This is a genomic window from Novosphingobium sp. Fuku2-ISO-50, assembly GCF_001519055.1.
Classification (GTDB): domain Bacteria; phylum Pseudomonadota; class Alphaproteobacteria; order Sphingomonadales; family Sphingomonadaceae; genus Novosphingobium.
Map to the genome: position 1 here is coordinate 166,480 of NZ_KQ954287.1, position 13,703 is coordinate 180,182.

Here is a 13,703-nt window from a genome sequence, read left to right on the forward strand (position 1 = left end):
TAGAGCATCGCGCGAAAAAGTGGGAACCGGTTTTTTAGTTTGCGGCGAGACAGGATTGCAGTGCGCTGCTCTGGCCGCTGCTCAAGGCGCGGCCCCCGGCGGTGAACAGCCCGATCCGGCGTTCGTGCCCGTTGTCGGCGACGGCAACGCGCAAGCCAAAGGCGCTCGCCCGCATGACGTGGGTATCGCCCTGCCATGCGCCAAGGCCAAGACCCGAAGCCAGACAATCGCGCAAGGTCTCGCTCGAAACTTTGCTGGTCGCGCGCACCACCAGCCTCTCGCCGCCGCGCGACACCACTGTGGCCACCCCCGCCACCGCGACGAGGATCAGCAGCAACGCGGCAAAGACACCATACCGCCGCACGATCACGCGGCATTGACCGTGATCGAAAGGCGGAACGAGCGTGCTTCGCCCGGCCCAAGGATGACAAGGCCCGGCTTGACGGTAAATTCGCCGTCGAAACCCTGCGGATCGGCATGCCCCTGCCAGGGCTCGATGCAGATATAGCGCGCGCCCGGCACCTGCCACAGCCCGAGCATCGGCGTATCGGGAAAGGCGAGATCGAGCGAGGCGCCGCCCGGCGCGCCATAGCGCAGCGCGCGGCTGTGCAGCTCTGTCCAGATCAGCGCGTCGGCGCGAAACAGCACTGCGTCGAGCGGCAGGTCGCGGCCCTTGACCGGGCTCGGCTCCGCTTCGGGCAAGAGCAGCCCGGTGTCGCGCGCAACCCGGCGCACCGGCTGCGGCTCGGGCTCGGCAAACGTCAGACTATACGCGCTTTTGTCCGCATTGCCGGGCAGCGGCCAGGCAAAGGCGGGGTGATAGCCAAAGCTGAACGGCAAAGCCCCCTCGCCGGAATTGGTCACTTCGGCCACGATATCGAGCCGCCGGCCGTCAAGGCGAAAGACCATGTCGAGCTGAAAGGCGAACGGATAGACCTCGCGCGTGGCTGCGCTGTCGCAGAGGCGAAAGCGGGCATGATCCGCCCCCTGTTCGACCAGCGAAAAGCGCGTGCGCCGGGCAAAGCCGTGACGCGGGAGGCCATAATCGCGACCATCGACCACCAGCCGGTCCTGCGCCAAGGAGCCGACCACCGGAAACAGGATTGGCGCATGGCCGCTCCAGAACGCCGGGTCGGCATCGGTCATATATTCGGCGCCCGCCGCGTCGGTCAGCGACCACAGCTCCGCGCCGACCGGATTGATCCGCGCCGACAGCGCATCGGACGCAATCGCGATCGGCGCATCGGCCATTATCCGCGCAGGCTGCCCCCGAGCTTGGCGACAGATGCCACGATGCGATCGGCAATCGCTTTCAACGCGGCTTCGTCATAGCTCTTGTCGACCGGCTGCAAGGTCACTTCGACCGCCAGACTGCGCTGCCCTTCGGGCACGCCCTGCCCCCGGAAATCGTCGAACACGCGCACCGCGACGATATTGGCCTTGTCCGCCCCGCGCACCGCGCGCACGATGTCGCCCGCCGGTCGGTCAAGCCCGACGAGGAAGGCGAAATCGCGCGTCACCGCCTGCAACGCGGGCGGCGCATAAGCGGCGCGGGCAAATCCGGCGGCGGACTTTTTGGCGGGCAGACGGTCGAGGAACAGTTCGACCACCGCGACCGGCGCGGACAAGTCAAACGCCTTGAGCGTCGCGGGGTGAAGCATGCCGAACCGCGCGAGCACGGTCTTGGGCCCCAGCCGCAAAGTCGCCGACTGGCCGGGGTGAAATTGCGCCCCCGCCTCGCCCATGACCATCAGGTTGTCCACTGGCGCGCCCGCTTCGGCGAGCAGCGCAAGCGCCTCGGCCTTGGCATCGAAGGCATCGAACGGCACCGCCTTGCCCTGGGCCCAGCCGCGCGGGGCTCGTTCGCCGGCGAGCACGATCGCCAGACTCGGCGCCTCGGCGCTCGCCCCGCCCGCGCCGCGCAGATAGCGGCGCCCGATCTCGAACAGGCGCACGCTCGCCGCGCCGCGATCGCAATTGCGCCGCGCCGCCGTCAGCAGGCCGGGCAACAGCGAGGGCCGCATGACTTTCAGATCTTCGGAAATCGGATTGGCCAGACTCCACAGCGCCTGATCGGGCTCAGCAAAATGCGCCGCTTCGGCTTCGGGCAGGAACGACCAGGTTACCGCCTCGTTGCTCCCGCGCGCCGCCGCCGCGCGCCGCAAGCGCCGTTCGAGCGCCTGCGCCGGGGTTGCGGTCGGCTTGGCCACCCCAGCCGCGCGCGGCAAGGGCGTGGAGGGCACGGCATCGAGCCCGTGAACCCGAATCACTTCCTCGACGATGTCCGCTGCGCCATCGATGTCGGGTCGCCAGCCGGGCACGGCCACGCGCCACAGCCCTTCGCCCGTCACGCCAAAGCCCAGCGCGCCAAGGATACGGCGCTGTTCGGCCTGCGGCAGATCGACTCCGCCCAGACGCCCGGCCAGCGCGGGATCGTAGGCCACCAGCTTGTCGGCCGCAGGCGGGTGCCCCGCGCGCACGACATGGCTCGGCTCGCCGCCGCAGATATCGAGGATCAGCGCGGTCAAAAGGTCGAGCCCGGTATCGAGAAAGCCCGGATCGACCCCGCGTTCAAAACGGCTGCGCGCATCGGAAGTCAGCGCCAGCGCCTGCCCGGTGCGGGCAATCGCGGCGGGATCGAAATAGGCCACTTCGAGCAGAACATCGGTGGTCGTCTCGGTGCAGCCTGAATGTTCGCCGCCCATGATCCCGGCGACATCGTGAACCCCGGCATCGTCGGCGATCACCGTCATCGACGGATCGAGCGTATATTCGCGCCCGTTGAGCGCCAGCACGGTTTCGCCCGCGCGCGCCTTGCGCGCAACGACCGCGCCGGTCAGCGTGCTCAGGTCATAGGCGTGCGCCGGACGACCAAACCCGAGCATGACAAAGTTGGTGATATCGACCAGCGCCGAAATCGGACGCTGCCCGGCGCCTTTGAGCGCGTCCTGCAGCCATTGCGGGCTCGGCCCGTTGCGCAAGGCTCGAATGACCCGCCCATGGAAGGCGGGGCACCCTTGCGGGTCGTCGGTGCGGATTTCGATCGGGCAGGGAAAGCCGCCTTCGACCGGCTCGACCGCGATCGGCTGCAACGTGCCGACCCCGGCGGCGGCGAGATCGCGGGCAATGCCGTAGACCCCCATGCAATCGGGGCGGTTGGGCGTGATCGCCACGTCAAACACCGGGTCCGATCCGATATAATCGGCAAAGCTCCGGCCGATCGGCGCCTCGGCGGGCAGCTCGATGATGCCGTCGTGTTCTTCGCCAAGCCCCAGCTCGCGCGTCGAACACATCATGCCGTTGGATTCGACGCCGCGAATCGCGCTCTTGCGCAATTCCATGCCGTTGGCCGGAACCACCGCGCCGGGCAGGCCGAGCACGCCGATCAGGCCCGCGCGGGCATTGGGGGCGCCACAGACCACCTGCAACGGTTGGCCATCGCCAAGGTCCACCGACAGCACTTGCAGCTTGTCCGCCTGCGGATGGCGCTCTGCCGTCAGCACGCGGGCAATGCGAAACGCCGACAGCGCCGCCGCCGCATCGCTGACGCTTTCGATTTCAAGCCCGAGTGAAGTCAGCGCGCGGGCGATCGTGGCCGCATCGGCGGTGGTATCGAGATAGCGGCGAAGCCAGGACAGGGCGAACTTCATGGCCGCACTCCCACGCCGCCCGACAGCGTCGGCACATCAAGCGCAGCAAAACCATAATGCGACAGCCAGCGGGCATCGCCGTCAAAGAACGCGCGCAAGTCATCCATCCCGTATTTGAGCATGGCCAGCCGGTCGACCCCGGTGCCAAAGGCAAACCCCTGCCATTCGTCGGGATCGAGCCCGCCCGCCGCGATCACATGACGGTTGACCATGCCCGAGCCGAGCACTTCCATCCAGCCGCCGTCGGCCGTGTCGCCGCCGCCGCCGATCACGCGCTTGCCGCCCACCAGCGTATAGCCGACATCGACTTCGACCGAGGGCTCGGTAAACGGGAAATAGCTCGGCCGCAGCCGCAGGACGATGTCCTCACGCTCGAAAAACGCCTTGAGAAAGGTTTCCAGCGTCCATTTCAGGTGTCCGAGGTGAATCCCCTTGTCGATCACCAGCCCTTCGATCTGGTGAAACATCGGCGTGTGCGTGGCATCGCTGTCCGAGCGATAGACCCGGCCCGGCGCGATGATCCGCAAAGGCGCGCCTGCGCCCAGCATCGTGCGGATCTGCACCGGCGAGGTGTGTGTGCGCAACAGCATCGAGCGGCCCGCATCGTCGCGATCGGGGAAATAGAAGGTATCGTGCATCGCGCGCGCCGGATGCGTTTCGGGCATGTTGAGCGCGGTGAAATTGTGCCAGTCGTCTTCGATTTCGGGCCCGCTGGCGACGGCAAAGCCCATATCGGCGAAAATCTCGGCCAGTTCGTCCATCACCTGGGAAACCGGGTGGACCGATCCGCGCGGGGTTTCGGGTGCGGGCAGCGACAGATCGACGCGTTCGGCGGCCAGCCGGGCATCGAGCGCGGCGTTTTCCAGCGCCCCCTTGCGCGCGGCAAGCGCCGCGGTGACCTGTTCGCGCGTGGCATGGATGCGCGGCCCTTCGGCCTGACGCTGATCGGGAGTCATGCTCCCCAGCGTCTTGAGCAGGGCCGAAACCCAGCCTTGTTTGCCCAATGCGGCAACGCGCAAGGCTTCGACCGCATCAAGCGTGTCGGCTGCGGCAATCGCCGCCAAAGTCTGATCAAGTTGTTCCATGATGCCCGGCTCGCTAGCGTCAATCGCGCCGGAATCCAACCAAAAGAGCGGCCCAAAGCAAAGGGCGCCGTCCTTGCGGACGACGCCCTTGCCAAATTTGACGCTTTCCGACGCGATCAGGCGGCGGGGAGCGCTGCCTTCGCCTGCGCGATGATGGCGGTGAAAATGCCGCCTTCGTTCATCGCCAGATCGGCCATCGACTTGCGATCGAGTTCGATCCCGGCCAGCTTGGTGCCGTGAATGAACTGCGAATAGGTCAGGCCTTCGGCGCGAACGGCCGCGTTGATACGCTGAATCCACAGGGCGCGGAACGTACGCTTTTTGACCTTGCGGTCGCGATAAGCATACTGGCCGGCCTTTTCGACGGCCTGGCGCGCGACGCGGATGGTATTCTTGCGCCGGCCGCGATAGCCCTTGGCGGCATCAAGAAGACGCTTGTGCTTGGTGCGGGTAGTAGTACCGCGCTTGATACGGGGCATCTGTCAGTCTCCTCAGTTGAGCCCGTAGGGCGCCCACTTCTTGATCACCTTTGCATCCGCATCGGAGATCACTTCAGTGCCGCGGTTCTGACGGATGTACTTGGCATTGTGGCTCATCAGGCGGTGACGCTTGCCGGCAACGCCGTGCTTCACTTTGCCCGACGCGGTGATCTTGAAGCGCTTCTTCACACCGCTCTTGGTCTTGAGCTTGGGCATTTTCGTCTCCTCGGTTTCTGGCAGCCTGAACTCGCCGTGGCAGCCCTGATGGCCAGGCGAATCTCATGCGGCGTGCCGGATGAAGCTGGGGCCCTTAGGCACCGCCGCACCAAAAGGCAAGCGGATTGGGCCTGAAAGCGATCCTTACCCCCGACCAATCGCGCTGCGGTCGAACGGAGTGGTCTGGTAGACTTCGTTGATCCAGTTGCCGAACAGGATGTGCCCGTTGCCGCGCCAGGTGTTGAGCGGGCGCGCCGCGGGGTCGTCGCCGGGGAAATAGTGGCGGGGCACATAGGCGCCTTCGTCGCGGGCATATTCATTGGCCAGCGTCAGCGTGTCGTATTCGAGATGGTTGAACATGTGCAGCGCGCGGTGCGCCGGATCGTCGATCAGGCACAGGCCCACTTCGTCGCTTTCCGCCAGCACGGTCAGCCCGGCATTCTTCGGCAGATCTTCGGCGCGCACTTCGCTCCAGCGCGAGACGGGCACATCGAAACGGTCGGGCAATCCGCGCAGCCAGGGCGTGGCCGGCGCGCGGTTCCAGTGCGCAAACACGCCCGAAGCCTTGGTATCGAGCGTGTGCTTGTCGACGCCGTGAAAGTGATAGAGCGCGGCCATCGCCCCCCAGCATACCGTCAGCATGCGGTGGACATTGGTCTGGCTCCAGTCGAAAATCCGGGCCAGTTCATCCCAATAGGTCACTTGCGTATAGGGGATGGTTTCGACCGGCGCGCCGGTGACGATCAGGCCGTCGAACTTTTCCGCGCCCACGTCGCTCCACGGGCGATAGAATTCGGCGATATGCCCGGCGGCGGTGTTCTTGCTGACATGGTCCGAGATCCGCAGCAGTTCCAGATCCACCTGCAAGGGCGTCGCGCCGAGCACGCGCGCGATCTGCGTTTCGGTGGTGATCTTGTCCGGCATCAGGTTCAGCAACGCGATGCGCAAGGGGCGAATGTCCTGCCGCGCCGCCTCGGACTCGCTCATCACGATCACGCCTTCGGCTTCGAGCGTGCGGCGAGCGGGCAGGTTGTCGGCAATGCGAATCGGCACGGGGGGTTCCTCTATCGGGGGCAACCGGACAGGGGACGCCATCGGCGCAGACAGGAATGGGGGCATTGGCTCCGTTTGGTTGCCGCTGCGGCCACATCCCTTCGCTTGCGCAAAGGCGCCACCTTGCCCGGATACCGGCAGGTTGGCGTCGGGATACGAGATCCCAACTCTTGATGCTGGCCGTGATTTAGGCGCAGCGGCGCCCGATTGCAACCGTAGCCGTCAATGCCCGCAGGCGAGCGCTTCGACCACATCGTCCAGACGCGCCGGATCGCCCAGCGCCAGGACATGCCCGCTGGTGCCATTGCGCAAGGGCTCTCCGGTCCAGTCGGCCATGACCCCGCCCGCGCCTTCGACCACCGGCACCAGCGCCGCCCAGTCGTAAACCTTGAGATTGGATTCGCACACGACGTCGAGATGCCCGCTCGCCAGCATCGCATAGTTGTAGCAATCGCCGCCCATGACCATGCGTTTGTGATCGGTCTTTGCCGCCAGCGCCATGAAGTGTTCGCCGTCGTGGTCGCTGAAATAGTGCGGCCCGGTCGTGGCAATCGCAGCTTCGGCCAGCGAAGGACAAGGCCGCGTGCGCACTTCGCGCCCGTTGAACAGCGTCGGCTGGCCGATCACGCCGATCCAGCGCTCCTTGAGAATCGGCTGATCGATCACGCCGAGCACGGGAAAGCCATCGACCAGAAGCGCAATCAGCGTGCCGAACAGCGGGCGCCCGGCGACAAAGCCGGTGGTGCCGTCGATCGGATCGAGCACCCATTCGCGGCCCGACGTGCCCGGCGCCACGCCGAATTCTTCACCGATCACGCCGTCGCCGGGCATTTGCGCGGCCAGGATCGCGCGCATGGCCTCTTCGGCGGCGCGGTCGGCGGCGGTCACCGGCGTCTTGTCCCCCTTGCGCTCGAACGCGGCGGCGCGAAAATGGGGGCGGATGGCGGCCCCTGCGGCATCGGCAAGACGGTGGGCGAGAGCGATTTCGGCGTCGAGTTTCATGGTCCAGCGGCATGGCAATCAGGGCGGGCAAGGTCAAGCGGATGCAGCGGCCACGGCGCGACCGACCAGACGACATCACCATTTTGGCAGGATGCCCGCTTGACCAAGGGTGATCATTTTGCCCATTCCCTATATCGTGGTCCGTAGCAGGAAAGCCGCAAGGGGGCGTCCGATCCGATGAATCGTCCGACTTCCCCTGTCGCAGACGCCGGCACGTCGCTGCGCGGCGTTGGCATTTCGCTGCGCGGCGCCGGCATTTCGTTGCGCGGCGCTGGCGCGCACGATGGTCGGCCCAGACCCTTCAGCCGCGCACCGGCAGCCGACCTTGCCCCCTGGGTCGCGCGGTTTTATGTTTCGAGCGTTGCCTTGGCCGACGGGTATGTCCTGTCCTGCGGGGTGTTCAGCGAAAGCGCGAATTTGCGCATCCAGCTTGATGGGGACTGGCGCGCGCAAAGCGCCGACGGGCTTGAAGTGCGCGGGCGCGACGCAATCCTGTTTGGCCCGCAATCGCGGCGCATGCCGATCGAGGTGCGCGGCGGATTTACCAGCGTGGGTATCGCGTTTCGCCCAGGCGCAGTGCGCATGCTGGGCAAGCTGTCGGAAAACACCATTGTCGATCGCCTGACCGACCCGACACAGATCGGTATCGCCCCTGCGTCATGGCTCGACTTGTTTACCCCCGATGCCGGGCACGAGGAATGGTGCCAACGCATGGAGCAGGCCTTGCGTGCGATCATCGCGCAGCGCGCAGCGGGCGCGCCCGACCCGGTCAGCGCCCTGTTCGAGCGGATCAGCTATATCAATCCGTCGATGACGGTCGCCCAGTGCGCGGCGGACCTCGGCGTCGAGATCAGGCGATTGGAGCGCATTGTCCGGCGCGATTTCGGAATGACTCCGAAACAGGTTCTGCGCCGCGCCCGCGCGCTCGACGTGGCCAGCCACTTGCGCGGGGTGGCCGACCACGACGAGGCCGAGGCGCTGATGCTGCGCTATTACGACCAGAGCCACCTGAACCGCGATTTCACCGCATTGATCGGGCTGAGCCCGCGCCAGTTTGCCAAACAGCCGCAACCGCTGATGACGCTGTGCCTCGAAACGCGCCAATCGCGCCGACTGGAAATACTCGAGCGCATCGCGCCGGGCGAATCGCCGCCCTGGCACGCACCCGTACCCGATGACTGATCCGGGCCTGCGCAGGCAGGCGCCGGACCGGTCCTGCCTCAATCGAACCCCGCCTCAGTCGAACCCCGCCTCAATCAAACCCCGCCTCAATCAAACAGGGAGCTGACCGAGCTTTCGTCGGCAATACGGCGCACCGCTTCGCCGATCAGCGGCGCGATCGTCAGCACGCGGATGCGGTCGCAGTCGCGCGTCGCCTCGGTCGGCAGGATGGTGTCGGTGATCACCAGTTCCTTGAGCGCGGAATTGCCGACGCGCGCGACCGCGCCACCCGACAGGACGCCGTGCGTGATATAGGCGGCAACGCCTTTGGCACCGGCATCGAGCAGGGCCTGCGCCGCGTTGCACAGCGTACCGCCCGAATCGATGATATCGTCGATCAGGATGCACATGCGATCCTTGACCTCGCCGATGATGTTCATCACTTCGGACTGGCCGGGGCGATCGCGACGCTTGTCGACAATGGCCAGCGGCGCGTTGTTGAGCCGCTTCGCCAGCGCGCGGGCGCGGACCACACCGCCGACGTCGGGCGAGACCACCATCAGCCCTTCATGGCCATAGCGGGTCTGGATGTCGGCGGCCATGACCGGCGCGGCAAACAGGTTATCCGTCGGGATGTCGAAAAAGCCCTGGATCTGCCCGGCGTGCAAGTCGACCGCGAGCACGCGGTCGGCGCCTGCCGTGGTGATCAGATTGGCGACCAGCTTGGCCGAAATCGGGGTGCGCGGGCCGGGCTTGCGGTCCTGCCGGGCATAGCCGAAATAGGGCACAACGGCCGTGATCCGCTTGGCCGAGGCGCGGCGCAGCGCATCGATGCAGATCAGCAGTTCGAGCAAATTGTCATTGGCCGGAAAGCTGGTCGACTGAACGATGAACACGTCTTCGCCGCGCACGTTCTCGTGGATTTCGACGAAGACTTCCTCGTCGGCAAAGCGCCGCACCGAAGCCTCGGTCAGCGGCAGTTCCAGATAGGCCGCAATGGCCCGCGCGAGCGGCAGGTTGCCGTTGCCCGACATGATCTTCATGGGTTGCCTGCTTTCGTCCCTAGTGACCAAGCTCAATTGACCAAGCTCAAATCGCCCTGTTGCCGGGCGTCGACCTGCGTGTTGCCCTGCCGTTGCGAATCGGCAGGATGCGCTTGGCCGGGGCCTTAGCCCATGATGACAGCTTTGCAACACATCGGAAGGTCACGAGCGGTGGACAGCGCTTGATGCAGGCCCCATTTGGACCGTAGGATAGCGATGCGGCGCGGCACCGGCCCGCTTTCCAACCCGACCGGCCGACGACGGGCGCCTTGTGCGCGGTCGGGTGGGCGAGCGGGCCGGTGCCGCGCTTCATAATTCGCCCCTTCGCGAATTATGCCAAAGACTTGACGGGACATCATGGCCGACAGACTGATCATCACGCTTGCCCAGCTCAACCAGCAGGTTGGCGATCTTGCCGCCAATGCCGCGTCAGTGCGCCGCGTCCGGGCCGAAGCGCGCGACAGCGATCTCATCGTCTTTCCCGAAATGCACCTCATCGGCTATCCGCCCGAGGATCTGATCCAGAAACCCGCGCTGATCGAACGCGCCGCGCAGGAACTTGAAAAGCTGGCGCGCGAAACCGCCGACGGCGGCCCTGCACTGCTCGTCGGCAGTGTGTTCGTGCGCGATGGCGCGCTTCACAACGGGGTCGCGCTGCTCGAAGGCGGACGGATCGCGGCGGTGCGTTTCAAGTACGAATTGCCCAATTACGGCACATTTGACGAAAAACGCTATTTCCTGCCCGGCCCGCTGCCCGAACCGGTGCTGTTCAAGGGCGCGATGCTTGGCCTGCCGATCTGCGAAGACATCTGGCACCCCGACGTCTGCCGCCACCTTGCGCAACTGGGCGCGGAAATCTTCATCTGCGTCAATGGCAGCCCCTATGAAATCGACAAGGACGTGCTGCGCATCGATGGCGTGGCCAAGCGCCGCGCGATCGATACCGGCATTCCGCTCGCCTATCTCAACCGCGTCGGCGGGCAGGACGAGATCGTGTTCGACGGGGCCAGCTTTGTCGTCGGCCCCGAAGGCGCGCTGTGGGTCCAGGCGCCCGATTGGGAAGAAGCGGTGATCCGCACCGAATGGAACCGGGTCAGCGTCGGAGCGGGCGGCAGCCGGTGGCGCTGCAAGGCGGGCGAACTCGCCGAACCGACGGAACATCCCGAAGACATCTATTGCGCGATGGTCCTGGGCCTGCGCGATTACGTCGACAAGAACAGGTTCCCCGGCGTCGTGCTCGGCCTGTCGGGCGGAATCGATTCGGCGATCACCGCCGCGATCGCCGTCGATGCGCTGGGCGCAGACCGCGTGTGGTGCGTCATGCTGCCCAGCCGCTATACCAGCCAGGAAAGCCTCGATGACGCCGCCGCTTGCGCGGCGCTGCTCGGCACCCGGCTCGACACCATCCCGATCGAGCCTGCCGTTGCCGGGTTTTCCGCCATGCTGGCGCCGGTCTTTGCCGATCGCGCGCCCGACCTTACCGAAGAAAACCTGCAATCGCGCATTCGCGGCACGACCTTGATGGCGCTGTCGAACAAGTTCGGCCCGATGCTGATCACCACCGGCAACAAGAGCGAGATGAGCGTCGGCTATGCGACGATCTATGGCGACATGAACGGCGGCTACAACCCGATCAAGGACGCCTACAAGACCACGGTCTTTGCCATTTCGGAATGGCGCAACACCCGCCGGCCCAAGATCGGGCTCGGCCCCGACGGCCCGGTCATGCCCGAACGCATCCTGACCAAGCCGCCCAGCGCCGAATTGCGCCCCGATCAGAAGGATTCTGATTCGCTGCCCGACTATCCGGTGCTCGATGCCATCCTCAATGACCTGATCGAACAGGAACGCAGCGTCGACCAGATCGTGGCCGAAGGTTTTGACCGCGCCACGGTCGAACGCATCGAACGCCTGCTCCATATCGCCGAATACAAGCGCCGCCAGGCCCCGCCGGGGGTCAAGCTGGGCATGCGCAATTTCGGCCGCGACCGGCGTTACCCGATCACCCATGGATTTCGCACGGCGTGATGGTCTGGCGCGCGCCGGTCGAAACGCTATAGGGCAGGCATGACCGTCGTCACGCGCTTCGCCCCTTCGCCCACTGGCCGGCTGCATGTCGGCAACATTCGCGCCGCCTTGCACAATTGGCTGCTGGCAAAGCGCCATGGCGGGCGCTTCCTGCTGCGCATCGATGACACCGATGCCGAACGCAGCCGGGAAGAGCATGTCGTCGCGATCCGCGCCGACCTCGCCTGGCTTGGGCTGCATCCCGATGCCGAAGAGCGCCAGTCGGCGCGTTTTGCGATCTACGAGGCGGCGTTCGAGCGGCTGATCGCGGGGGGCCGCGTCTATCGCTGCTATGAGACACAGGCCGAGCTCGATCTGCGGCGCAAGGTGCTGCTCTCGCGCGGGCTGCCGCCGATCTATGACCGCGCCGCGCTTGCCCTGACCGAAGCGGACCATGCCGCGCGCGCTGCGGCCGGAGAGACGCCGCACTGGCGGTTTCTGCTCGACCACGACACGCCGATCGCCTGGCACGACGGGATTCGCGGGGAGCAGCATTTCGATCCGCGCCAGATGTCCGACCCGGTGGTGCGCCGCGGCGACGGATCGTGGCTCTATATGCTGCCCAGCGTGATCGACGATGTCGACATGGGCGTCACCGACGTCCTGCGCGGCGAGGACCATGTGTCGAACACCGCGACGCAAATCCAAATGTTCACGGCGCTCGGCGCCGCGCTCCCCCGCTTTGCCCATGCCGCGCTGCTGACCGGGGCCGAGGGCAAGCTGTCAAAACGGCTCGGCGCGCTGGGCATTGCCGACTTGCGCGACGCGGGGATCGAGCCCGAAGCGATCGTTGCCTTGCTCGCCCGGCTGGGCACTGCCGACCCGATCGACCCCACGCTCGATGCCGATGAGCTGGCCGCCGCGTTCGACCTGTCGCGCTTTGGCCGCGCGCCCGCCCGGTTTGACGAGGCGGAACTGGACCGCATCAACGCCGCCGTGATCCATCGCCTGCCTTTTGCACACGTTGCCGAGCGCCTGCCGCAAGGCATGGATGAGGCGGCATGGCTGGCGATCCGCCCGAATCTCGCCCGCGTAGCCGAAGGCGCCGACTGGTGGCAAGTGATCAAGGGGCCGATCGTGACCGGGGAACGCGACTCGGAAACCGGCGCCTATCTGGCGACGGCGGCGGCGATCGCTGCCGGGCTGGACTGGGCAAACGACCCGTGGAGCGCGCTGACCGCCGCGCTCAAGGACGCAACCGGGCGCAAGGGCAAGGCGCTGTTCCTGCCGCTGCGCCAGGCGCTGACCGGCATGGACCATGGGCCCGACATGAAGGCCCTGCTGCCGCTGATCGCGCGTGAAGAGGCCGTCAAGCGACTCAGCCTGTGAGGCGTAAGGAAATGTGGGTGGGGGGCGTAAGGCGTCAGGCCCGCCCCGTTGCCCCGACCAGATGCGCCGGGTCGATTCCCTCGCCGCGCCAGGTCGCCCGCCAGCGCGTCGCCGCCGGCGTGTCAAACAGGATCGCCGAGGCGCCGGTCGCGGCATACCAGCCGTGCTGGCGCATTTCGCCTTCGAGTTGCCCCGCGCCCCAACCGGCATAGCCCAGCGCCACCAGCCACTGCGCCGGCCCGCCCCCTTCGGCAATCGCGCGCAAGACTTCGAGCGAGGCGCTCAGGCTCCATTGGTCCGACACCGGCAAAGTGCCCGGCGCCTCCCAGGCGGCGCTGTGCAGGACAAAGCCGCGCTGTTGCTCGACCGGCCCGCCCGCGTGAATCGGCACATCGGGCGCCGCGCCGGGTTCGATCCCGATGTCGGCGAGCAGCCCGTGCAGGCTGACCCCCGGATGGATCGCGCCGATCCCGATACCCAGCGCGCCCTTGGCATCATGCACGCACATCGCGATCACCGCGTGATCAAAACGCGGATCGCCCATGCCGGGCATGGCGAGCAGGAGCGAACCGGCAAGATAACGCGCTTCGGTCATGGCGCGATGATACGCCCGCCGAC

General features: G+C 66.4%; 13 protein-coding genes and 1 riboswitch. Of the genes, 3 read left to right on the forward strand and 10 right to left on the reverse strand.

Translation table 11 applies throughout. The annotated features are described in order from the left end of the window. Positions 1–34: 34 nt before the first annotated feature. The 8 genes from AQZ50_RS06475 to hisN all read right to left on the reverse strand — a co-directional run bounded on the left by AQZ50_RS06475 (position 35) and on the right by hisN (position 7,485). Positions 35–370: a hypothetical protein gene (locus AQZ50_RS06475; protein ID WP_067744299.1), complete on the reverse strand. Its 336-nt coding sequence runs from the start codon at positions 368–370 to the stop codon at positions 35–37. Then, positions 367–1,251, reverse strand: a complete 885-nt coding sequence (locus tag AQZ50_RS06480) for an aldose 1-epimerase family protein (protein WP_067744301.1) — start codon at positions 1,249–1,251, stop codon at positions 367–369. Before AQZ50_RS06480 ends, AQZ50_RS06475 begins: the two co-directional genes overlap by 4 nt. After that, positions 1,251–3,650, reverse strand: coding sequence for a phenylalanine--tRNA ligase subunit beta (pheT, locus tag AQZ50_RS06485; protein ID WP_067744304.1), 2,400 nt, complete (start codon positions 3,648–3,650; stop codon positions 1,251–1,253). The genes AQZ50_RS06480 and pheT overlap by 1 nt, the downstream gene beginning before the upstream one ends. Continuing rightward, on the reverse strand, positions 3,647–4,735 hold the full coding sequence (gene pheS, locus AQZ50_RS06490; protein WP_067744306.1) for a phenylalanine--tRNA ligase subunit alpha: 1,089 nt from the start codon (positions 4,733–4,735) through the stop codon (positions 3,647–3,649). Before pheS ends, pheT begins: the two co-directional genes overlap by 4 nt. A gap of 116 nt (positions 4,736–4,851) precedes the next feature. Next, a complete protein-coding gene (gene rplT / locus AQZ50_RS06495; protein WP_067744308.1) occupies positions 4,852–5,214 on the reverse strand; it encodes a 50S ribosomal protein L20 in 363 nt (120 codons plus the stop codon). Between the two features lie 12 nt (positions 5,215–5,226). Next, positions 5,227–5,430 (reverse strand): 50S ribosomal protein L35, encoded by a 204-nt coding sequence (rpmI, locus tag AQZ50_RS06500; RefSeq protein ID WP_067744309.1) that lies wholly within the window; start codon positions 5,428–5,430, stop codon positions 5,227–5,229. Between the two features lie 144 nt (positions 5,431–5,574). Further along, positions 5,575–6,483: a homoserine O-succinyltransferase gene (metA, locus tag AQZ50_RS06505; protein WP_067744311.1), complete on the reverse strand. Its 909-nt coding sequence runs from the start codon at positions 6,481–6,483 to the stop codon at positions 5,575–5,577. A gap of 65 nt (positions 6,484–6,548) precedes the next feature. Continuing rightward, positions 6,549–6,665: riboswitch (SAM-I-IV-variant riboswitch) on the reverse strand. A 40-nt stretch (positions 6,666–6,705) separates the two neighbouring features. After that, on the reverse strand, positions 6,706–7,485 hold the full coding sequence (hisN, locus tag AQZ50_RS06510; RefSeq protein ID WP_067744314.1) for a histidinol-phosphatase: 780 nt from the start codon (positions 7,483–7,485) through the stop codon (positions 6,706–6,708). A gap of 177 nt (positions 7,486–7,662) precedes the next feature. Here hisN and AQZ50_RS06515 point away from each other — a divergent pair, with 177 nt between their 5' ends. Further along, positions 7,663–8,667 (forward strand): AraC family transcriptional regulator, encoded by a 1,005-nt coding sequence (locus tag AQZ50_RS06515; RefSeq protein ID WP_082703452.1) that lies wholly within the window; start codon positions 7,663–7,665, stop codon positions 8,665–8,667. 86 nt (positions 8,668–8,753) lie between these two features. On the opposite strand, the gene AQZ50_RS06520 is transcribed toward AQZ50_RS06515, so the two are convergent. Next, the gene (locus tag AQZ50_RS06520; protein ID WP_067744316.1) at positions 8,754–9,689 is read right to left on the reverse strand and encodes a ribose-phosphate pyrophosphokinase; all 936 of its coding nucleotides are present in this window, start codon (positions 9,687–9,689) and stop codon (positions 8,754–8,756) included. Between the two features lie 357 nt (positions 9,690–10,046). Here AQZ50_RS06520 and AQZ50_RS06525 point away from each other — a divergent pair, with 357 nt between their 5' ends. Then, positions 10,047–11,717 carry an NAD+ synthase gene (locus tag AQZ50_RS06525; protein ID WP_067744319.1) on the forward strand — a complete coding sequence of 557 codons (1,671 nt, stop codon included), beginning with the start codon at positions 10,047–10,049 and terminating at the stop codon, positions 11,715–11,717. 39 nt (positions 11,718–11,756) lie between these two features. Further along, positions 11,757–13,085, forward strand: a complete 1,329-nt coding sequence (gltX, locus tag AQZ50_RS06530; RefSeq protein WP_067744322.1) for a glutamate--tRNA ligase — start codon at positions 11,757–11,759, stop codon at positions 13,083–13,085. 34 nt (positions 13,086–13,119) lie between these two features. Here gltX and AQZ50_RS06535 read toward each other — a convergent pair whose 3' ends face one another. After that, positions 13,120–13,680 (reverse strand): YqgE/AlgH family protein, encoded by a 561-nt coding sequence (locus AQZ50_RS06535; RefSeq protein ID WP_067744325.1) that lies wholly within the window; start codon positions 13,678–13,680, stop codon positions 13,120–13,122. Positions 13,681–13,703: the final 23 nt, after the last annotated feature.

Bases quoted from the DNA above. Each gene is read 5' to 3' on its own strand.
- gltX (WP_067744322.1), top strand. From the start codon at position 11,757: ATGACCGTCGTCACGCGCTTCGCCCCTTCGCCCACTGGCCGGCTGCAT.
- AQZ50_RS06535 (WP_067744325.1), bottom strand. From the start codon at position 13,680: ATGACCGAAGCGCGTTATCTTGCCGGTTCGCTCCTGCTCGCCATGCCC.
- rplT (WP_067744308.1), bottom strand. From the start codon at position 5,214: ATGCCCCGTATCAAGCGCGGTACTACTACCCGCACCAAGCACAAGCGT.
- AQZ50_RS06515 (WP_082703452.1), top strand. From the start codon at position 7,663: ATGAATCGTCCGACTTCCCCTGTCGCAGACGCCGGCACGTCGCTGCGC.
- hisN (WP_067744314.1), bottom strand. From the start codon at position 7,485: ATGAAACTCGACGCCGAAATCGCTCTCGCCCACCGTCTTGCCGATGCC.
- pheS (WP_067744306.1), bottom strand. From the start codon at position 4,735: ATGGAACAACTTGATCAGACTTTGGCGGCGATTGCCGCAGCCGACACG.
- pheT (WP_067744304.1), bottom strand. From the start codon at position 3,650: ATGAAGTTCGCCCTGTCCTGGCTTCGCCGCTATCTCGATACCACCGCC.
- rpmI (WP_067744309.1), bottom strand. From the start codon at position 5,430: ATGCCCAAGCTCAAGACCAAGAGCGGTGTGAAGAAGCGCTTCAAGATC.
- AQZ50_RS06520 (WP_067744316.1), bottom strand. From the start codon at position 9,689: ATGAAGATCATGTCGGGCAACGGCAACCTGCCGCTCGCGCGGGCCATT.
- AQZ50_RS06525 (WP_067744319.1), top strand. From the start codon at position 10,047: ATGGCCGACAGACTGATCATCACGCTTGCCCAGCTCAACCAGCAGGTT.
- AQZ50_RS06480 (WP_067744301.1), bottom strand. From the start codon at position 1,251: ATGGCCGATGCGCCGATCGCGATTGCGTCCGATGCGCTGTCGGCGCGG.